This window comes from Chryseobacterium sp. ERMR1:04 (assembly GCF_001297705.1).
Lineage (GTDB): Bacteria > Bacteroidota > Bacteroidia > Flavobacteriales > Weeksellaceae > Chryseobacterium.
Map to the genome: position 1 here is coordinate 669,414 of NZ_LIRF01000008.1, position 19,993 is coordinate 689,406.

The 19,993-nt window shown below is 37.2% G+C and carries 18 protein-coding genes; 5 read left to right on the forward strand and 13 right to left on the reverse strand.

The window, feature by feature from the left end; genetic code table 11:
* Positions 1-100: 100 nt before the first annotated feature.
* The 11 genes from AMQ68_RS20245 to AMQ68_RS20295 form a co-directional block, all read right to left on the reverse strand.
* Positions 101-1,624, reverse strand: a complete 1,524-nt coding sequence (locus AMQ68_RS20245) for a TSUP family transporter (protein WP_054512400.1) — start codon at positions 1,622-1,624, stop codon at positions 101-103.
* Positions 1,625-1,814: 190 nt separating this feature from the next.
* Positions 1,815-4,601 (reverse strand): TonB-dependent receptor, encoded by a 2,787-nt coding sequence (locus tag AMQ68_RS20250; protein WP_241775188.1) that lies wholly within the window; start codon positions 4,599-4,601, stop codon positions 1,815-1,817.
* A 137-nt stretch (positions 4,602-4,738) separates the two neighbouring features.
* Positions 4,739-6,412, reverse strand: a complete 1,674-nt coding sequence (locus AMQ68_RS20255) for an NADPH-dependent assimilatory sulfite reductase hemoprotein subunit (RefSeq protein ID WP_054512401.1) — start codon at positions 6,410-6,412, stop codon at positions 4,739-4,741.
* A gap of 18 nt (positions 6,413-6,430) precedes the next feature.
* Positions 6,431-8,140: a sulfite reductase flavoprotein subunit alpha gene (locus AMQ68_RS20260; protein WP_054512402.1), complete on the reverse strand. Its 1,710-nt coding sequence runs from the start codon at positions 8,138-8,140 to the stop codon at positions 6,431-6,433.
* Positions 8,130-8,975, reverse strand: a complete 846-nt coding sequence (gene cobA / locus AMQ68_RS20265) for a uroporphyrinogen-III C-methyltransferase (protein WP_054512403.1) — start codon at positions 8,973-8,975, stop codon at positions 8,130-8,132. The genes AMQ68_RS20260 and cobA overlap by 11 nt, the downstream gene beginning before the upstream one ends.
* A gap of 24 nt (positions 8,976-8,999) precedes the next feature.
* On the reverse strand, positions 9,000-9,911 hold the full coding sequence (gene cysK / locus AMQ68_RS20270) for a cysteine synthase A (protein ID WP_054512404.1): 912 nt from the start codon (positions 9,909-9,911) through the stop codon (positions 9,000-9,002).
* Positions 9,912-9,943: 32 nt separating this feature from the next.
* Entirely contained in the window at positions 9,944-10,774 is an 831-nt protein-coding gene (gene epsC, locus AMQ68_RS20275; RefSeq protein WP_054512405.1) for a serine O-acetyltransferase EpsC, read from the reverse strand.
* A gap of 3 nt (positions 10,775-10,777) precedes the next feature.
* The gene (locus AMQ68_RS20280; protein ID WP_054512406.1) at positions 10,778-12,016 is read right to left on the reverse strand and encodes a sulfate adenylyltransferase subunit 1; all 1,239 of its coding nucleotides are present in this window, start codon (positions 12,014-12,016) and stop codon (positions 10,778-10,780) included.
* Positions 12,017-12,105: 89 nt separating this feature from the next.
* Complete coding sequence (gene cysD, locus AMQ68_RS20285; protein WP_054512407.1) at positions 12,106-13,014, reverse strand: sulfate adenylyltransferase subunit CysD; 909 nt, start codon at positions 13,012-13,014, stop codon at positions 12,106-12,108.
* Positions 13,015-13,024: 10 nt separating this feature from the next.
* Entirely contained in the window at positions 13,025-13,738 is a 714-nt protein-coding gene (locus tag AMQ68_RS20290) for a phosphoadenylyl-sulfate reductase (RefSeq protein WP_054512408.1), read from the reverse strand.
* Between the two features lie 85 nt (positions 13,739-13,823).
* Positions 13,824-14,240, reverse strand: coding sequence for an Rrf2 family transcriptional regulator (locus AMQ68_RS20295; protein WP_054512879.1), 417 nt, complete (start codon positions 14,238-14,240; stop codon positions 13,824-13,826).
* Positions 14,241-14,399: 159 nt separating this feature from the next.
* On the opposite strand from AMQ68_RS20295, the gene pepT reads away from it, so the two are divergent.
* Complete coding sequence (gene pepT, locus AMQ68_RS20300; RefSeq protein ID WP_054512409.1) at positions 14,400-15,647, forward strand: peptidase T; 1,248 nt, start codon at positions 14,400-14,402, stop codon at positions 15,645-15,647.
* An 88-nt stretch (positions 15,648-15,735) separates the two neighbouring features.
* Here pepT and AMQ68_RS20305 read toward each other — a convergent pair whose 3' ends face one another.
* Complete coding sequence (locus AMQ68_RS20305; RefSeq protein WP_054512410.1) at positions 15,736-16,011, reverse strand: hypothetical protein; 276 nt, start codon at positions 16,009-16,011, stop codon at positions 15,736-15,738.
* A gap of 98 nt (positions 16,012-16,109) precedes the next feature.
* On the opposite strand from AMQ68_RS20305, the gene AMQ68_RS20310 reads away from it, so the two are divergent.
* The 4 genes from AMQ68_RS20310 (at position 16,110) to AMQ68_RS20325 (ending at position 19,013) form a co-directional block, all read left to right on the forward strand.
* Entirely contained in the window at positions 16,110-16,367 is a 258-nt protein-coding gene (locus tag AMQ68_RS20310; RefSeq protein WP_054512411.1) for a hypothetical protein, read from the forward strand.
* 184 nt (positions 16,368-16,551) lie between these two features.
* Complete coding sequence (locus tag AMQ68_RS20315; RefSeq protein ID WP_054512412.1) at positions 16,552-17,148, forward strand: porin family protein; 597 nt, start codon at positions 16,552-16,554, stop codon at positions 17,146-17,148.
* 79 nt (positions 17,149-17,227) lie between these two features.
* Positions 17,228-18,298, forward strand: a complete 1,071-nt coding sequence (locus tag AMQ68_RS20320) for a sensor histidine kinase (RefSeq protein WP_054512413.1) — start codon at positions 17,228-17,230, stop codon at positions 18,296-18,298.
* The gene (locus AMQ68_RS20325; protein WP_054512414.1) at positions 18,279-19,013 is read left to right on the forward strand and encodes a LytTR family DNA-binding domain-containing protein; all 735 of its coding nucleotides are present in this window, start codon (positions 18,279-18,281) and stop codon (positions 19,011-19,013) included. Before AMQ68_RS20320 ends, AMQ68_RS20325 begins: the two co-directional genes overlap by 20 nt.
* Positions 19,014-19,066: 53 nt before the next feature.
* Here AMQ68_RS20325 and AMQ68_RS20330 read toward each other — a convergent pair whose 3' ends face one another.
* Positions 19,067-19,975 (reverse strand): DUF6268 family outer membrane beta-barrel protein, encoded by a 909-nt coding sequence (locus tag AMQ68_RS20330; protein ID WP_054512415.1) that lies wholly within the window; start codon positions 19,973-19,975, stop codon positions 19,067-19,069.
* Positions 19,976-19,993 lie beyond the last annotated feature (18 nt).

Consider the following 19,993-nt stretch of genomic DNA (forward strand, 5'->3'; position numbering starts at 1 on the left):
ATAAGTGATTTAAAATTTCGATAACTGAAATATACTCCCAGATAAACTCTCCAAGAAATGGAAACTGCTATTTTATAGAAAAAGTACAATCCAAAAACATTTAGGCTAGTGATTTTACAATGGTAATAAGACTCATCACAATAACCACGACTCCTACTACCACAAACATTTTTTTGGCAGGAAGCCGTGATGCAAACATTGCTGAAAAAGGAGCGGTAAAAACACCTCCCAAAAGAAGACCAAGAACAATATTCCAATGATGAATTCCGATGGTAAAAACAAAGGTTAGAGCGCTTACAACGGTCAATAAAAACTTAGCCATCGTTGAACTTCCCACTACATACCGTGGCGTTCTCCCCTCTTTGATTAATGTTCCGGTAACCAACGGCCCCCAGCCTCCTCCTGCAAAAGAATCTATAAACCCACCAACCAATCCTAAGATTCGGAGATTGGTTCTCTTTTTAGGCTTCTCAGCTCCTGATTTTTTATCTTTTCTTTTAAAGGCATTTCTAAGGATATTGATTCCTAAATATAGCGTGTAGCAGGCAATTATAGGTTTTACGATATGAGCATAATGTTCGCCAAAGTGAGACAAGGTAAATGCTCCGATAAAAGCTCCCACTGCCGCCACAGGAAATAAAATCCACACCATTTTTTTATTGACATTCCCTAACTTATAATGGCTGATACTTCCCGCCGCTGATGTAAAAGATTCTGCAGAGTGAATGCTTGCACTTACTACCGGTGGCGGAACATTCAGCAGCAGGAGAATTGTTGTACAGATTACTCCATACCCCATCCCCATTGATCCGGCTACAATTTCAGCTAAAAACCCAGCCAGCAACATCCAATAAAAAATATGCCCGTCTTTATTGAGAAAACTTTGAATGTCTCCAGAAAGGTTGAATTGGTAAATAATCAATATCAATATTCCGATAAGGAGTAAAACCCCTATTATTCCCAGATAAATATTGGCTCTTCTCTGTACTGTTTTGGTGATGTTAATAAGCTTCTCCATCTCCAGTTTTGTTTCAGGAGACTGGCTTCTTTCATCGAGATAATCAGTAGTTAACCTATTAAGCTCTTTTACTTTGTAGGTGAAATCACCTTTTAATTGATTCCGGATATTCTGCATATTGTCCAGTAATCCATTAATTTCTTCATCAGGTATTACTTCTGTTAAGATCTCACGTAATCTCTTGGCGACGGTAGGCGATTTGCCATTGGTGGAAACTGCAATTTTAAGATTTCCTTTTCGGACGATGGAGCCTAAATAAAAATCGCACAGATCTGGTTTATCAGCAATGTTTACCAGTATATTATGTTGATGCGCCCTGCTACGGATGCGCTCTGCTAAAGAAATATCATTAACGGCCACAATTGCAAGATCGGCACTATCAAAATCATTATCTGTATACGATCTTTCATACAAGGTAAGATTAGGATAGCCTTGTTTTAGCTCTTTAACCTGATCATTAATTTCTTTTGCAACAAGCTTAATACGCGCATTGGGAGAATTAGCCAGAACAGATTCTAGTTTCTCCAACGCGATGTTTCCACCACCAATAATAAGCAGTGACAGGTCTTCGAGTTTTAAGAATATGGGATATAATGGATTACTCATTGTGTTTAAAGTTTTAAATCATACGTAAAAGCTAAATAATAGAGACCTCCAATTTCTGGGCCAGCTGCGTATTGATAATATCTGCGGTTAAGGAGATTTGTAGCGCCTATTTTAACGCTTACCTTTATTTCTGGAATCCGCCATGTGGCCTGTGCGTCAATGGTATAGTATGCAGGGACATTTCCGGAAGCTAATGGGCTCTCCCATAAGAAACGATCCTGCCACCTTGCTGCGACGGTAAACCCGATATTCTTAATGATTCTCTGTTTCCGAGTAGATCGGTTCCCTCGATAGAATACCATAAGAAACGATCCTGCCACCTTGCTGCGACGGTAAACCCGATATTCTTAATGATTTCTCTGTTTCCTACACTGAGATTGACAGCCCATTTCGGAGTATTGAAAGCAGTAATAAAGAGATCCGAAGTGTTGGATGAAATAAGATCATTATACGATACGTTGGCGTTCACATTATAATTTCCCACCAGATTGTAACGGATTCCCAAAGACGTTCCTAAGCTTTTGTATATACTGTTGCTGTTGGTATACACTCTGTATCTATCCTGCTTACTTTTGTCCAACATCGCTAAAACAGCATTATCACTTCCTATATTTTCATTTTTAGGTACGGCTACTTCTACTTGTCCGAGAAAACCTTCGTAAACATTATAATAAAAATCCCAATCGATGACCAACCTGTTGTTGAATAAAACTGATTTATACCCTACTTCAAAAGAGGTAACTTTTTCAGGTTGTAATTTCGGCAGATTGGCAGCAATTAAAAGATTTCTGTTTTTCAATGCGGCCTGGTTCTGATTCTCGCCTCCATCTACGTCTTTATTAACCGCAGAAATGAATTGATCAATAGAAGCCAGCGTATATGAATTTTCTAGATATCCAAGACCGTCATTAACTTTTGACAAGCCGCCTACTCTTCTTACGTTTCCATTATTCACAAAAGAGAGCGCTTCAAATAAAGAGGGAAAACGATATCCATTTTGAATAGAAGCCCTGAAATTATGCTGGTTAACCGGCGAATAAACAACACTTAGTCTTGGATTTAATTTAGTGTCAAATTCTGGATTCCTGTCGACACGAAGTGCAAAATTAACCTTTAATTTATCATCAAAGAAAAGCTTAGTAAGCTGAGCAAATGCACCGTACTTTTGGTAAATTACATCGTTTCCGAAGGTTCCGTTAGGTAAAGGGATATTTCTCTCACTCACCGGTCTTTCGAAATCAACAAAATTATTCCCATCCGGCGTTATGCTGTAAAGACGGTAATCTGCTCCGGCAAGAAGATTAAAAACCTTTACGAATCGGGTGAAATCATAAGTAATTTCACCTTGGTAGAAACGGGATTTTTGCTCAAGCTTTGCTCCTCCTGTAGCGGGTGCTCCCACAATTCCAGAATTTACAGAATCCCAATTATTAATCCCTGCAATGGTATTTTTTAACTGCTCAAAGGCTGCTGTTCCAGGAATTACCCTGTTTTTATCTGCCTCCTGTCGGGCCAAAATAAAAGCATCATTCAGATTCACGCCTGAATTAAGTCTATCCTGCAAAGCCGTCTGAAAAATATTTCTCCAGTTGTTATTAGAAAGATTGGTAAGATCCAGATTATCTGCCAAGGGCTTAAGATTATAAGAATCTCCGGTATTTTCTATGGACATATAGGCTCTGAATGTCAATTCTTTACCCGTAAGTTCTACTTTATGATTCTGAACCGTTGCATTCTGAAGGCGTATTTTATTTCCTCTCTGAAAAGTTCCATCTAGTAATCCGTAACGGTATACATAGGAAGTCTTCCACTGATCACCAAAACGATAGTATAGCCCGGCATCAAATTTTACATTTTTCACCTCTGGGCTTACCAAATCTTTTTCATAGTAACCCGTTCTGGATACATTAAAAGTGGTAGGTTTTCCGTCATAATTTACCTTTACGGTTGTTCTATTATTTCTTTCATCTCCGTATTTATTCCAAAGATCTTCTGCCGGATTATTGGCTAAAGAAAAGTTGGGGTTGGCGGTAATCAGTGAATTAGGGTTCTGATCTGTACGGTTGTTTGAAATCCAATCTACACCTGTGAAGTAAGAGGCATTTACTTTTACGGCAAAGTTTTTATTAAAAACTTTTGCAATCCTAATGGCACTTTCTCCAAGAGTTGACATTTTATGGTTGACATTGTCTACGTGGTTCACGCCACCTCTGAAATAAACACTTATCCCTTCCGAGGTAAACGGATCTTTTGTCTGAAGGCTTGCCAAACCATTAACCGCATTCATCCCATAGAGGGCTGAGGCAGCTCCCGAAGTAATTTCCATTGACTGGATATCTAATTCTGTGGGACCTATGGCATTTCCTAATGGAACTCCGAGGGTGGCAGACTGAACATCTACCCCATCTACCAACTGCATGAAGCGGAAGTTATTCGGAGAGTTGAATCCTCTTGAGTTAGGAACTTTCAACGTAAGACTTGACGTTAAAAGCTGCATTCCTTTTACGTTTTCCAATGTTTCATAAAATGAGGCAGCCGGACTTTCGCGGATGGTTTTAATATCAATTTTTTCAATCGCAATTGGCGATCTCAATATTTTTTCGGGAACACGAGATGCCGAAATAACCACTTCATTAATGATGCTATTCTGAGGATTTAAGTCTATCGTTATTTTATTGGATAATGACAGTACTTCTGTAGTCTGGCTGGCAAAGCCTTCTTTGCTAACCACGATTCTGAAAGGTATTTTCACCCTTGTTCTCAGATTAAAATTTCCTTCCTGATCCGTTATGGAGGTATCCTGGGTATTTTCTATCTGAACCTTTGCTCCGGCAAGGCCTTTATGAGTATCTGTATGGTTGATAATTCCACTTACTTCAATAAGCTGTTGTGCCTGTACAAAGCCCGAGAACGAAAGTGTAAATAAAAAGAGTATAGTTATTTTTTGCTTAAAATATTTAGGTTGTGTGGGTATCATTTGTTTAAAATTTTAGGGTTGTAGAATGATTTATGCGTCATCAATTAATAAACAGCATGTACACATTCGAATCCCTAAAAGATGATGGTAATGTTTTTTGGCTTTTTTTTGCCGATAAAGAAGGTTGATCATATTTTTTATTTTTTGATTTGTAAATAGCGGTAAGAGAAATCTCCAAATGTTTCTTCTGCCTGTCTGCTTTCAGAATAAATTCCAAAAAGGGTATCAAGGGTTTCAAGGATTTCTTCTTCCCCAATATTTTCTTTAAATTTTGTATTGAGGCGCATTCCTAGCCGGTCACCACCGATATGAAGATTGTACTTTCCATACGCTGTGCCCACAAAACCGATCTCTGCATTGGGCGATCTTCCGCAACCGTTAGGACAGCCCGTCATTCTAATGGTGATGTCTTCATTTTGAAGTCCGTGCTTTTCAAGAACAGGTTCTATTTTGGTCACCAAAACCGGTAAATAACGCTGAGCTTCTGCTAATGCCAAAGAGCACGTATTTAAGGCTACACAAGCCACAGAATTTTTACGTAATGCACTCGCTTCCTGTGTATAATCTGAAATTCCATGTTCTTTAAGAATCTTCTCAATTTCAGCTTTATCTTTTTCCTGAATATCAGAAAGAATAAGATTTTGATTACAGGTAAACCTGAAATTTACTTTTCCTGTTTCAGCAATTTTTAACAGCCCAGATTTTAAAGGATATTCTTCTGTATCGAGAATTCTGCCATGCTCCACAAACACGGTATAAAACCACTTGCCTTCATGGTTCTGTATCCACCCGTAGCGGTCTTTTCTTTGTTCAAACTTAAATTCCCGAGCAGGTTCAAAACTAAAGCCGCATCTTTTTTCGACTTCTTTTCTGTATTCTTCAATGCCCAGTTTATCTAAGGTGTATTTTAATCTTGATAATTTTCTATCACTTCTATTCCCAAAATCACGTTGTACGGTGATAATTTCATACACTGCTTTCAGTACTTTTTCTTCTGTATCTACAAAGCCTAGAAGAGAAGCCAGACGCGCATAGGTTGCTTCATTTCCGTGAGTGGCACCAAGCCCTCCTCCTGCGGCAATATTATATCCTGCAATTTTATCATTTTCAATAACAGCAATCAGCGCGATATCATTAATAAAAACATCCACGTCATTATTGGGAGGAATTGCAATCCCTATTTTCATTTTTCTAGGAAGATATCTGTCCTGATACAAGGGATCTTCTTCTATTTTTCGATCAATTAATAATTCATCATCAATCCAAAGATCATAATAAGATTTTGTTTTCGGAAGACACATTTCACTGATCTTTCCTGCCAGCTCATAGACCGTTTGATGTAATGGTGACTCGGAAGGATTTGAGGTACAGGTTACATTTCTGTTGACATCCCCACACGCCGCAATAGAATCCAGATGATGAAGGTTGAAATCCTGAATCGTAGGCTTTATGTGAGATTTTAAAATTCCATGTAACTGCACGGTTTGCCTCGTGGTAATTTTTATGACTCCTGTAGAATGATTTTCTGCAATTTCATGAAGCCCGGCCCATTGTTCGGAAGTTAAAAACCCTCCTGGAAGCCTCAACCGAATCATATAGGAATAGAGCCATTCTAATTTTTTTGCGACTCTCTCTTCACGTCTGTCTCTATCATCCTGCTGATACATGCCGTGAAACTTGATGACAGTTTGGTCATCTTCTCTGATGGCTCCTGTAAAATCATCTAAAAGGCTTTCTTTTAAAGTTCCCCTGAGCCCGTTACTACCGGTTTTTATCCTTTCTACCGGCGAAAGGTTATTCTTATCTGTCATTACCTATCCGTTTATGATTTAATACACATCTTTAACATATCTTCCGCTAAGCTCCAATTCTTCAAGATAAGCCTGAGCTTCTTCCTCGTTGTGTTTCCCTTTCTCTTGAATGATATTCAGAATGGTTTTTTCAACATCTTTGCTCATCGGCTCTTTAGCTCCGCAAACATAAAGTGATGCTCCACCTTCCAGCCAATGATACACTTCCTGCGCTTTTTGTTCCAGCTTATGCTGTACATAGATTTTTTCTGGTGTATCTCTGGAAAATGCAAGATCCAAGTGGGTCAAGGTTCCTGTTTTCAAAAAGTCCTGAAGTTCGGATTGATAAAGGAAGTCTGACACGAAAGTTCGATCTCCGAAAAAGAGCCAATTCCTTCCCTCTGCTCCCACAGCATCTCTTTCGTAGAGAAAAGACCTGAAAGGGGCAATACCCGTCCCCGGACCAATCATGATGATATCTTTATCCTGTTTCGGAAGCCTGAAATGTTTAGCTTCCTGAATATAAAATTCTATATTTTGTCCTTCCTTAAATTCTGACAGGAAACCGCTGCACAATCCGTTTTGTTTTTTATTATTGATGAAAAATTCAGACTTGGTTACTGTAATATGAATTTCGGTATCGCCATGCGCTTCCAAAGATGAAGAAACAGAATACAGACGTGGAGACTGGCCAGTTAAAACACCTATAATCTGTTCAAATTCATCCGTGTTTTTTACAGGATGGATCTTCAAAAGTTCTAGAAGGCTTACCCTTAGTTCGGGAATATGATGTCCCGTAATTGCTGCATATTGAGTCACTACATTTTTAAGCAGATAACTGATATTAAGATGTTTGTAAAGAAGATCTTCTATAGTGGCAGTTATTTTCGAAGTTTTAATTTCCTTTTTAGGATCAACCCCTGTCAATCTAATAATTTCATCTACTTCCTGTTTTGGATTAAAAGCTAAAACGCCCAATGCATCACCCGGATTATACACAAGAGAATCTTCCGTTTCTATCTCTATATGATAGGTTTCTTTGTCGGAGCCTATATCATTAAGGTTAATGATTGTTGAAATCTTCCCCTGATATTTTTTTCTTCCTGCTGACGTTTTTGGAGCGAGCGCAATTTTCTGACTGTTTTCTTTCGTTTTATTGATAACATCCAAGATATGTTCTGTCCAGCTATGAGCCTCCTGTTCATAATCTATATCACACCTTTTTAAAGGAATGATTCTCTGGGCTCCAAGTACTTCAAAACGGGAATCAATATCTTCACCTGTTTTACAAAATAAGGGATAGCTGCTATCTCCGAGCGCAAGAATTCCAAATTTTAAATTACTGATATCCAACTCATTTTCATGAATATGATCGTAAAATTTTTTGGCAAGAATTGGTGGATCTCCTTCTCCCTGAGTACTGATAATGACGAAAAAAAACTCTTCTTTAGCAAGATCTTTAGGCTTATACTGAGAAAGGTCTGCCAGCTTTACCTGAATTCCTTTTTTCTTGATTATTCCTGCAAGTTCTACTGCTAATTTCTTACTGTTACCTGTTTCGGTTCCATAAGCGAGGGTAATTTTTTTTAAAGGCCCACTATCTGTTTGAACTGCGGGTGTAATCTGATCCTTTATAGCTGAAAATCCTTCTGAAAGACCTGCCAAAAAACCACTTGCCCAAACTGCTTCCTCTCTTGAAAAGCCTCCGGATATTTCTTTAAGTGCATTTAATTTAGTTTCAGACAGCATATTGAATTATATTTTGATTGTTTGACACTAAAGTTCCATTCGTTACAGATTTAAAGTAAATCCCTTCCTGAATTGATGTTTCTACCCATGAAAATTCTTCATGCAGATTAACTACTTTTCCTATCACCACTAATGACGGAGATACAAAATCTTTATCTCCAAATTTTTCATGAAAATCTTCTAATGAAGAAGTATATACTTTCTGATAAGGGGTTGTAGCCTGTTCTATAATTGCAATCTTTTTATCATCTAATTTCCCCCATGCTAAAAATCTATCTACCAAACCATTGAGGTTTCCTTTAGACATGTAAAAAACAAGTGTATCATCTGACGTTCCCAGTTCTTTCCAATACGCATCGCTCAGAATTTCTGTTTTATAATAGGTAAGAAAACGTACGGATGTAGCATATCCTCTTGCTGTTAAAGGGATTCCTGCATACGCTGCCGCTCCTGAGGCTGCTGTAATACCAGGTATAATTTCAAATGATATATGATGTTGTTTTAAAACTTTCAATTCATCCAAAACGTTAGAAAAGAAAGAAATATCACCCCCTTTGAGCCTTACCACTGTTTTTCCTTGGGAAGCATGATCTACAATTAAAGTATTGATATGAGGTTGCGGAGTGGACGCGTTTTTACTGCATTCTTTACCAACATATATAATTTCTGTTTTTTTATTTACGTAACGATCTATTATTTCAGGACTTACCAGACGATCACACAAGATAACATCGGCTAAAGCAATGGCTTTTACAGCTTTCACAGTGATCAGATCTGGGTCGCCAGGTCCTGCACCGATAAGGTAAACCTTTGGTGTAGTATTCAATTTTTCCATTTTAAATCTTCTTATTAGTGAGGTCTAGAAAAGTCCTTCTATAGACAGGTATCTTTCGCCTGTGTCATAATTTATAGTCAGTATGCTAGATCCAGATGGGATTTGCGGTAGTTTTTTTGCAACTGCCGCTAAAGCAGCTCCGCTAGAAATTCCTATAAACAAACCTTCTTTTTTGGCAGCTTCTTTGGTAAATTCAAACGCTTCCTCTTTATTAATCTGAATAATTTCGTCTAAGATTTCGGTATCAAGAATTGAAGGGATAAATCCTGCTCCCAACCCTTGGAGTGGATGTGCCCCCGGAGATCCTCCACTAAGTACCGGAGACAGTTGAGGTTCTACCGCAATGACTTTGATATTGGGGAATTTCTGTTTAAGAACCTGTGCAATTCCGGTAATATGTCCTCCGGTTCCTACCCCCGTAATCAAGTAATCTAATCCTTCGGGGAAGTCTTTCAGAATTTCCTGAGCAGTAGTTTGAATATGTGCCTTTACATTCGCCGGATTGTCAAACTGTTTCGGAATCCATGAATTTGGAGTTTCCTTCGCCAATTCTTCCGCTTTTTCAATCGCTCCTTTCATTCCTTTCTCTCTCGGAGTTAAAATAAATTCAGCTCCATAAGATTCCATAATTTTTCGGCGTTCCAAGCTCATACTTTCAGGCATCACAAGAATAAGCTTATAGTTTTTTACAGCAGCTACCAAGGCCAGTCCAATCCCTGTATTCCCACTTGTAGGTTCTATAATGATACTGTCTTTGTTCAGAAGACCTTTAGATTCTGCATCTTCAATCATTGATAAAGCAATCCTGTCTTTAATACTTCCTCCAGGATTAGCCTTCTCTAGTTTGATCCAGATTTCATGTTCTGTACCGAAAAGCTTATTAATTTTTACTATCGGGGTATTTCCGATTGTTTCTACTATATTTTGGAACTTCATACCGATTCTATTTTAGGTTGTTATTTTTATTCTTATATCACAAATGTTAAAGATTCAGGAAGCGGTCCGTTATCTTTTATTCTTATTTCACTTTTATTATACACCAAAGAATTGGATGGAACATTTTGTGTAATCCATACATTTCCTCCAATAATACTGTCTCTTCCTATCGTTGTATCTCCTCCCAGAATGGTGGCTCCGGAATAGATGATAACATGGTCTTCAATATTGGGATGCCTTTTCTTATTGGCTTTATCCTTTGAAACATTTAGGGCTCCAAGTGTTACCCCTTGGTACAATTTCACATGATTTCCGATGACGACAGTTTCTCCAATCACAATCCCTGTTCCATGGTCAATAAAGAAATGTTTACCAATGACTGCCCCCGGATGAATGTCTATTCCTGTTCTGCTGTGTCCGTATTCTGAAATCACCCGCGGCAGAATTTTTACTTTTTGAATCCAAAGCTGATGCGAAATCCTATACACATAGGTTGCAAAAAATCCAGGATATGAAAGCAGAATTTCTTCTAACGATTCTGTAGCAGGATCAAATTCTAAAATAGATTCAGCGTCAAGAATCAGTGTATTATAAATATCAGGCAATGCCAGAAAAAAATCATCAGTATTCTTTTCAGCAAAAACCTCATCGTTTGATGTATTATTAAGCAGGTTTAACAGTAATACATGCAGTTCTTCAAACTCAATACCGATCTGATTTTCAGTATTTAAAGTTTGTTTAAGAAACAATACTTGATATAGCTTTGTTACAAAATATTCCATCTTGGTCTTATCAAAAAAACCTTGGGAATTGATCTGCTTTTTTTCAATAATGGTTTTAATAAAATGATCCGAAACTTTCATTCTTTACTGAATTATACATGCTGCAACGGTAGCGTTAGAGGTTTCATCCACCAAAATGGCCGATCCCGTTTTTTTATTGCTTATAAAATCATCAAATACTAAAGGCTGCGCAGTCTTTATGGTTACTTTTGCAATCTCATTAAGCTTAATTTCTCCCTCTGCAGTTTCCTGCTCCAACGTATTGACATTGATTTTATAATCCACATTTTTCACGATAGCTTTTAACTGTCTGCTGTGATGCTGTATCAGGTACTTATTTCCCGGTTGCAGCGCTTTATGATCAAGCCAACACAATAATACTTCCACTTCTTTCTCAACATTGGGAAGCTCTTCAGCAGATGCAAAAAAATCTCCACGACTGATATCTATATCTTCTTTAATCTGAATGACGACCGGTTGCCCTTCAAAAGCTTCCTGAACCTCAGATCCATTTACTTCTATTGTTTTAATTTCAGTAATAATTCCTGTTGGAAGTATGGCTATTTTATCTCCTTTCTGAAAACTTCCGCTGATCATCTGCCCGGCATATCCACGGTAATCATGAAGTTCTTCTGTCTGAGGCCTAATCACATACTGTACCTGAAAACGGCTTCCTTTGTTATCCTCCTGATCAAGCTGTACTTCTTCCAAATATTCAAGAAGAGAACTTCCTTTATACCATTCTGTAGCAGGCGATAAGGAAACAATATTATCTCCTTTCAATGCAGAAATCGGGAAATAGGTAACTTCATTAAGACCTAGACCTTTTGCAATTTTAGAATAATCTGCTTTAATGCTTTCAAAAACAGCTTCTGAATAATCTACCATATCCATTTTATTAATCGCAACTGCTACTTTTTTCAGTTTAAGCAACGAAGCAATAATAGAATGTCTCCTCGTCTGTTCAATAACGCCCTGACGTGCATCAATAAGAATCACCATTACATCTGAATTGGAAGCTCCCGTAATCATGTTTCGGGTATATTGAACATGCCCCGGAGCATCTGCAATGATAAATTTTCTTTTTGAGGTTGAAAAATATCGATACGCAACATCAATGGTAATTCCCTGTTCTCTTTCTGCCCGAAGTCCATCCGTTAAAAGAGCTAAATCTACCCCGTCTTCATTTTTGTTTTTAGAGTGTTTTTCAAGTACTTCCAACTGATCTTGTAAAATACTTTTGCTATCGTACAGCAGTCTTCCGATAAGGGTGCTTTTCCCGTCATCTACGCTTCCTGCTGTTATAAATCTTAATATATCCATGTTTTTTATTTATCCGTGATTCATCATAGGCAAGATCTTTGGAATGGCTATTTTTTCATGCCGTGCTATTACCTATTGCTTATTATTCATTAAAAGTAGCCGCCTTTTTTTCGGTCTTCCATCGCTGCTTCTGTTACACGATCATCAATTCGGGTCTCTCCTCTTTCTGAGATTCTGGTCGCTATAATCTCTTCAATCACTCTGTCTACTGTAGCAGCTTCCGATTCAACAGCTGCGGTACAAGTCATATCCCCCACGGTACGGTATCTTATCCTTTTTGTAATAATGGTATCACTTTCTTCCAGAACAGCAAATTCAGAATTGGCAATCCACTGTCCGTTCAGCTCTACCACTTCTCTTTCATGAGAAAAATAAATTGAAGGCAGATTAATCTGCTCTCTACGGATATAATTCCATACATCAAGCTCTGTCCAGTTGCTTATCGGGAAAACCCTTACATTTTCACCTTTATGAATTCTTCCATTGAAAATATTCCACAATTCGGGGCGCTGAAGTTTAGGATCCCATTGCCCAAATTCATCCCTTACAGAAAATATTCTTTCTTTTGCACGGGCTTTTTCTTCATCTCTTCGGGCACCACCAATGCATGCATCAAATTCAAATTCTTCAATCGTATCTAGCAGCGTAAAGGTCTGCAACCAATTTCTACTTGGAAACTTACCCTTAGGCTCTGTAAGTTTTCTTTTATGAATGGTATCTTCCACTTTTCTCACAACCAAGTCTACGTTCATTTCTGTGGCCAGCTGATCTCTGAAGTCTAATACCTCCTGAAAGTTATGCCCCGTATCTACATGAACAAATGTAAAAGGAATTTTTCCATGCGGGAATGCTTTTGCTGCCAAATGCGCCAAAACGATACTGTCTTTTCCCCCACTGAATAGTAAAGCTGGACGCTCAAACTGTCCCGCTACTTCCCTTAAAATATAGATAGATTCAGATTCTAACTGATCTAGATAATTTAAATGATATAATGACATATTTTATTTTTTATTGATGAACATGTAAACCGCATTCTTTCTTATCTGCATCTTCCCACCACCAGCGGCCTGCTCTGAAATCCTCTCCTTCTTTAATTGCTCTCGTGCAAGGTTCACATCCGATACTTACAAATCCTTTTTTGTGAAGATGATTATAAGGAAGGTGATGATCTTTTATATAATCTGTTACCTGCTGTGTAGTCCAATGAAGAATCGGATGAAATTTGATGATCTGATGATCGGGATCCCATTCCAGCTGTGGCATTTCTTTTCTTCCGGCAGAATGTTCAGACCTTAATCCAGTGACCCAAACCTTATATCCCTGAAGCGCTTTTTTCAACGGAATAACTTTTCTGATATTACAGCATGCTTTTCTTTGCTCAACTGATTGATAAAATGAATCTGGCCCATTTTCTGAAACAAATTCTTGCAATAATTCTGCATCCGGATAATAAGCTTTAATCCTTTTTTTGAAAAATGCTCTGGAGGAAGCCCAGGTTTCATAAGTCTGCTCAAAAAGTCTTCCCGTATCCAGCGTGAAAATATCAATATTCAGATTTTTTATCAGATGAGTCACCACCTGATCTTCATAACTGAAGCTGGTAGAAAAAATAACCTCCCCTGAAAACCTGTTTGCAAGAACTTCTAAAAAATCAGCACCGAAAGCACCCGTAGAGGCATTATCAAGCAATTTATTGTATTCTATTTTTAGAGTATTTTCCATTGTAAATTGAAATTAACTCTTGCAAATATATATAAATCCTATTAATCCTACCAAATTAGTAGGATATAAAAATTAAAAAAAAATATCAGCTGTTTTTTATAAATGAAGTAAGCGTCGCTTCCATCATACTTTTCCTGGTCTTTTCTCTTACAATGATTAATTCGTTTCTAAGATAGCAGGTTGCTTCATCAACACAATCGTCGCAAGCTTCATAAAAATTTAGGGAAACACAAGGAGTCAGCGCAATCGGACCCTCAAAAATACGGTAGATATCGGCTAATGAAACATCGTCTGGAGACTTCAATAAGTAATAACCTCCAGCCATTCCTTGCTTGCTGTTAACAAGCCTGGCTCGTTTCAGTTCAAGAAGAATTTGTTCTAAAAATTTTTTAGGGATATTTTCATCCTGTGCAATAATAGTGGTTGACAAAAACCCTTGATTATAGTTTTTTGCCAATCTAACCATTGCTTTTAAAGCATATTTGCAACGTTTGGACATCATATTCATGCAAGTTATGATAATTTATTTAATTAATGAAATCAGGGTTCGATATTAAAAAAATCAACCAATATGTTCAGGTAGAAAATCTACAGAAACATATACCAAATTTTAGATGTGAAGAATTTACATTGTATATTTGTTGGAAATTTATGATATCTAATGAGTACAATAGAATTCAACCAATTGTGGAAAGAAAAGTTACTGAACCGTTTTCTTAGTTATGTAAAAATATATTCAACAAGTGATGCAGAAAGTGAAACTACCCCTTCTACAGAAAGGCAGTGGGACATCGCAAAATACATTGTTGAAGAACTGAGAACAATAGGTTTAGAAGATGTTTCAATTGATGATAACGGTTATATTATGGGCTATGTTCCCTCTAACCTAGAAAATGATGACAGACCAACTATTGGATTTATTTCGCATTATGATACTTCACCCGATTTCAGTGGTGAGAATGTAAAACCTCAGGTTTGGGAAAACTATGATGGAAATGATTTATTATTAAACCAAACAACAGGATTTACTTTATCTTCTTCAAAATTTGAAAGTTTAAAAACGTATATCGGTCAGACGTTAATTACAACAGACGGAAATACGCTTTTGGGAGCAGATGATAAAGCAGGTTGTGCAGAAATTGTAACAGCTGCAGAATATCTAATCGCAAATCCAGAAATTAAGCATGGAAGAATTGCTGTAGGATTTACGCCCGATGAAGAAATTGGAAGAGGAGCCCATAAATTTGATGTTGCAAAATTCGGAGCAGAATTCGCTTATACGATGGACGGAAGTGAAGTTGGAGAATTAGAATATGAAAACTTCAATGCCGCTGGAGCTGTTGTGAAAATCCACGGATTGAGTGTACACCCAGGATATGCTTTCGGAAAAATGGTAAATGCAGGTCTTTTAGCTGCTGAATTTATACAGTTACTTCCTGCTAATGAAACTCCTGCTACGACAAAAGGTTTTGATGGTTTCTATCATTTAATGGATATTACTGCTGATATTTCCGAAGCTAAACTTCAATATATCATTCGTGATCATGACGAAGAAAAATATGAAGCTAGAAAGAAATTTATGGCAGAAAAAATTGTTGAATTCAACCAAAAATATGGTGAAGGCACCGCTGAAGTTGAGATCAAAGAGCAATACCGTAACATGAAGCAGCAGTTTGAAGGAAAAATGCACATCATTGACCTTGCTGCAAAAGCGATGAAGGAATCTAATATTGAACCTAAAATTAAGGCAATCAGAGGGGGAACAGATGGCGCACAATTGTCATATATGGGACTTCCTTGTCCAAATATTTTTGCAGGTGGAATGAACTTCCACGGACCTTACGAATATGTTGCTTTGGAAAGTATGGAAAAAGCAATGGAGGTTATTATTAATATTGTGAAAGCATAGCATAAGAATTAAGCTTATATATTGAAATCCAGCTCGTTTGAGCTGGATTTTTTAATTACACTCACTTTGTTTTCATTATTTCACAAAATTATGTCATTGTGCCATTCTTAAAATGAAAATGTTCTAACGATGCAGAAGTAAATCTTTCAATAAAGTCAGCTTCTTTCTGATATTCTTTATTTACAGTAAAAAAATTTTCTTTTATCGCCCAATCATACAGCCCCATATCTAAAGGATATTTATTTAACATTCCACTTAATGAATATTTTTTTATCCATTCTTCTGCATTTTCTAATGTTGTAAAAATCCCTGATGGGAAAGGAGATTTTTCTCCTGTAAAAACATATACTTCATTGTCTTTCATATTTCTCAATTAAACAAATAACAAATGGTTGAATTTAATTTTTTATCTTTAAATAATGTAAAATATTTTACATTTTAACCAAATTACAAACTTTAATTATGAAAAACATCAAAAAATTAGTACGAAAAGATCTTTCCAACATTCTTGGCGGAGGCGGAGGTGGTTGTCACAGTAACGGAGATTCTGCCTATTGCTGGACAGATTGCGAATGTACCTTCGGAAAAGCATGCGAAATGAATGATGACGGAAATCCCGGACAATGTGTTTCTACCGGAGGAGGAGGTGGTTCAGGAGGAGGTGGCGGTATTCCTTACTGCGCTCCGGGAGACGATCGCTGTACGGAACAACCTTTTTAATCATTATAAGTCGGAAGATTTTTCTTCCGACTTTTTTATTGGGATAGCCACTTTGTTGTTATCTATATACTCACTTCAAATTAAAAAGCCTTCTTATCCTATCTTCCTTACCATTCATCAAATAAAATTTCAATTCGATGCTGAGATCCGTTGTTTTGCTCAAATTTCTAACATCAATTAATTTATGAAACAACAATTTTTAGCACTAAGCTCACTGTTATTATGCATCACTTGTTCTGTTGATATTCAAGCTCAGCAGACCCCTACTTTTCACATTGGAGTAAAGGGAGGAACAAGTTTTACGAAAACATCAACGGAATCTTCTTCCTTAAAAGGGAAATATGGTTTAGGTTATCAGGCAGGAGTGATGACAAGAATGGATATCGGAAGTCTGTATGTACAGGGAGAAGCCTTATTCAACAAAAGAAAAACAACCTATGAAATTAAAGACGGAAGTTCTGCAAAACTAAGCTGGAGCGCCATTGACATCCCTATCGTTATAGGATACAAAGTGGTAAAAACCAATGATTTTAATCTACGGGTATTTGCCGGCGGGGTTTATAGCTATGCTTTTAACAATAATCTATCTACCTCACAGGCTCTTCAGGAAGGCTTTAAAAAATTTGACAAATCCAATATTGGAATTACAGGAGGTTTAGGGATAGATTATAAAAACCTTACTGTTGATTTGAGATATGAAAAAGGACTTTCAAGCATCAGTAAAGACTTTAAATTTAAACCCAATAGCTTTAGCTTAGGAATAGGTTATTTTCTATTCTAAAAACTTAAATTATCTTTACTTATTAGAAACTGCAAAACCGCAGTTTCTAATTTTTTATAAATCATCATCATCCTATCCCATGACAAAACCTTTTGTTGTAAGAGAATATATTTTCACCTTTATTTTCTGGCTTGTTTTCGCTATTGTATTATGGTGTAACTTCCAGATTAACACAGAGAAATATCTGGCTATGTTCCAATCTCTTATCATCACTATAAGTTCTTTTACATTCACTCATTTTTTAACCACCAAACTTCTTCCAAAAGCATTACGACTAAAAAAAATGAAACGGTTTCTTATTCAGGCGACCCTTCTCATTCTTCTTCTGAGTTTGGTTTATTCTGTGATATTTACTTATCTTGAAGTAGCACCTAAGACCACCCTTCCGTCTAATATATCAGGTCATTTGCCTATTTTATGGCAGGGGTTTTATATGGCTCTTCCAGCCTCTTTCCTGATTAACGGATCTGCCTGCGGTATTAAGTTTTATAAAGAACATGGAAGAATAGAGCGAGACCACATCCTTCTTCAGCAAGCCCATTTGGAAAACCAGCTCAAACTTCTTCAGGATCAAATCAATCCACATTTGGTATTCAACATCCTGAACCATATTCATATTTTGATGAAAACAGATACGCCACTCGCCGGATTTTTACTGATGAAGTTTTCAGATATTCTGAGATATCAGCTATATCACTGCAATCAGCCATTGGTTCCTTTAGATAAAGAAATTGAATACCTTCAGAATCTGGTAGACGTAGAGAAATTAAGATGGGGAAATGAACTGGATGTAAAAGCATTCTGGAAAATCGATAATAAAAAGACCAATATTGCCCCCTTGTTGTTGGTCCCTTTTATTGAAAATGCATTTAAATACGTCTGCAGGCTTCCAGGGCATAAAGGGTATATTATCATCTCTTGCAAAGAAAAAAACGAAACGCTTTCTTTCTACGTTGAAAATTCATATTCGGATATAACCGTATACAAAAAGAAAGACGGAATCGGTGGAATTGGCCTTCAGAATGTAAAAAAACGTTTAAAATTACAGTATCCTGGTTCTCACGAATTAAAAATAGAATCTGATAATCTTGTCTATAAAGTTTCTTTAACCTTACATCTTTCCGAACAAAATGATCCCTACTATTCCTAAAATGAAATGCCTGATCGTAGATGATGAACCACTTGCAAGGTTCCATCTAAAAGAGCTTGCCGATCAAATCGATTTTTTATCTGTAGAAGGTACCTGCGCCACAGCATTGGAGGCCGACTCCAAAGTAAAAGAAAGTGAAATAGACCTTCTGTTTCTGGACATTAACATGCCCTACCTGAGTGGTCTTGAATTTTTGGAGCAGCTTGAAAATCCGCCCTTATGCATTCTTACAACAGCCTATTCTGAATATGCGTTAGAAGGATTCCGTCTGCAGGTTGCAGATTATCTTTTAAAACCCATTGCTTTTAATCGTTTTTATCAGGCTGTAAATAGGGCACAACAACAGTTTATCATCAGTGAAAAACTAAAGAAGAACAGCCCGTTGGATGACCCCTTTCTTTATGTAAGACAATCTGATTCCTTTATTAAAGTTTCCTGGGTAGATATTTTATATGTTGAAAGTATGCAGAATTATACAAAACTTCATTTTAAGGATAAATTCCTGGTGATCCACCAAACCATGAAGGCCATAGAAGAATCTTTACCTTCCGAGCATTTTTTCAGAATACATAAGTCTTTCTTAATCAATATCACCCACATTGATATGATCTCCGGAGGGCGCCTGTTCATCAATAAAATAGAGCTTCCTATTTCCCGTACCCGAAAAGAAGAGCTCTTGAATCAAGTAGTATATAAGAAGTTGATCAGTAAATAGAGAAAATGTAAAGGCTGGAATATATAATCTTCCAGCCTTTACGTTCTCTTTTCTTATGGCAAATTCCAACGCAAGCCCAGCGCCACATAAAATGTGCTTGTAAATCGGGGATCAGCCACGTTCTTTTCCTTAAAAATATTTTTAATCTTGCGATCGTTCTCACTGAAACTTCTGACTAAAGTACTTCCTCCAGTAAGACGGAGTGTGAGTTGATCATTCAGTTTTATTTCCGGTCTGAGCCCTGCTGTAATCTGCTGATATCCGAACAGCATAGATTTCCCGTCTTTATTTCTTTCCACAGACATTCCATTGAGGTTCACCACTGCTTTTAAAGTAAACTTGTCTGTAAATTGATATCCCGCATCCATTCCTTCCGGGAAATTAATGTTGAATTTAATTTTCCCATTGGTTTTCCAATCGAAATAAATCCACGGCAGAATCATCGGAACTCCAAAAGCCGTTGTTAAAACCGGACCTCCCCCCAAGGCAAGATTTGGATTAAAATGCCTGATAAATAATATTCCTCCCTGTCCCAGAACATCATTAAAATCTATTTTTTCAAGATCGGTATACACTCCTACCGATGCAGTCATCATCATACTCCACTTTTTTCCTAAAGGTCGCATATGCTGTATTCCGACCTGCGCATTCAGCATTTCAGTTGGAAACAATTGGGTTTCGTAATTTTTGTGATTCATTTTCGCATAGGAGCCTCCAACTAGCATGGACCATGATTTTATTTTACCGTCGCTATTCTTTTTTACGGATAACGGAATACTCAGATTCAGATCTACTCTTTTAAAATCACTTTTGGAATCTGTTTTTACACTGTCTTCCGGACGGACATAATTAGAGAATGGAATATACTCTGTTTTCAACTCTGCAGATATGCCTGTCTGAGCATTGATCCAATATCCTAAAGGCAACAGACAGCAGACAGCTGTCAGAAGGTTTCTCTTCATAATTTAAACTTTATGCAA

Bases quoted from the DNA above. Each gene is read 5' to 3' on its own strand.
- AMQ68_RS20245 (WP_054512400.1), bottom strand. From the start codon at position 1,624: ATGAGTAATCCATTATATCCCATATTCTTAAAACTCGAAGACCTGTCA.
- AMQ68_RS20250 (WP_241775188.1), bottom strand. From the start codon at position 4,601: ATGATACCCACACAACCTAAATATTTTAAGCAAAAAATAACTATACTC.
- AMQ68_RS20255 (WP_054512401.1), bottom strand. From the start codon at position 6,412: ATGACAGATAAGAATAACCTTTCGCCGGTAGAAAGGATAAAAACCGGT.
- AMQ68_RS20260 (WP_054512402.1), bottom strand. From the start codon at position 8,140: ATGCTGTCTGAAACTAAATTAAATGCACTTAAAGAAATATCCGGAGGC.
- cobA (WP_054512403.1), bottom strand. From the start codon at position 8,975: ATGGAAAAATTGAATACTACACCAAAGGTTTACCTTATCGGTGCAGGA.
- cysK (WP_054512404.1), bottom strand. From the start codon at position 9,911: ATGAAGTTCCAAAATATAGTAGAAACAATCGGAAATACCCCGATAGTA.
- epsC (WP_054512405.1), bottom strand. From the start codon at position 10,774: ATGAAAGTTTCGGATCATTTTATTAAAACCATTATTGAAAAAAAGCAG.
- AMQ68_RS20280 (WP_054512406.1), bottom strand. From the start codon at position 12,016: ATGGATATATTAAGATTTATAACAGCAGGAAGCGTAGATGACGGGAAA.
- cysD (WP_054512407.1), bottom strand. From the start codon at position 13,014: ATGTCATTATATCATTTAAATTATCTAGATCAGTTAGAATCTGAATCT.
- AMQ68_RS20290 (WP_054512408.1), bottom strand. From the start codon at position 13,738: ATGGAAAATACTCTAAAAATAGAATACAATAAATTGCTTGATAATGCC.
- AMQ68_RS20295 (WP_054512879.1), bottom strand. From the start codon at position 14,240: ATGATGTCCAAACGTTGCAAATATGCTTTAAAAGCAATGGTTAGATTG.
- pepT (WP_054512409.1), top strand. From the start codon at position 14,400: ATGAGTACAATAGAATTCAACCAATTGTGGAAAGAAAAGTTACTGAAC.
- AMQ68_RS20305 (WP_054512410.1), bottom strand. From the start codon at position 16,011: ATGAAAGACAATGAAGTATATGTTTTTACAGGAGAAAAATCTCCTTTC.
- AMQ68_RS20310 (WP_054512411.1), top strand. From the start codon at position 16,110: ATGAAAAACATCAAAAAATTAGTACGAAAAGATCTTTCCAACATTCTT.
- AMQ68_RS20315 (WP_054512412.1), top strand. From the start codon at position 16,552: ATGAAACAACAATTTTTAGCACTAAGCTCACTGTTATTATGCATCACT.
- AMQ68_RS20320 (WP_054512413.1), top strand. From the start codon at position 17,228: ATGACAAAACCTTTTGTTGTAAGAGAATATATTTTCACCTTTATTTTC.
- AMQ68_RS20325 (WP_054512414.1), top strand. From the start codon at position 18,279: ATGATCCCTACTATTCCTAAAATGAAATGCCTGATCGTAGATGATGAA.
- AMQ68_RS20330 (WP_054512415.1), bottom strand. From the start codon at position 19,975: ATGAAGAGAAACCTTCTGACAGCTGTCTGCTGTCTGTTGCCTTTAGGA.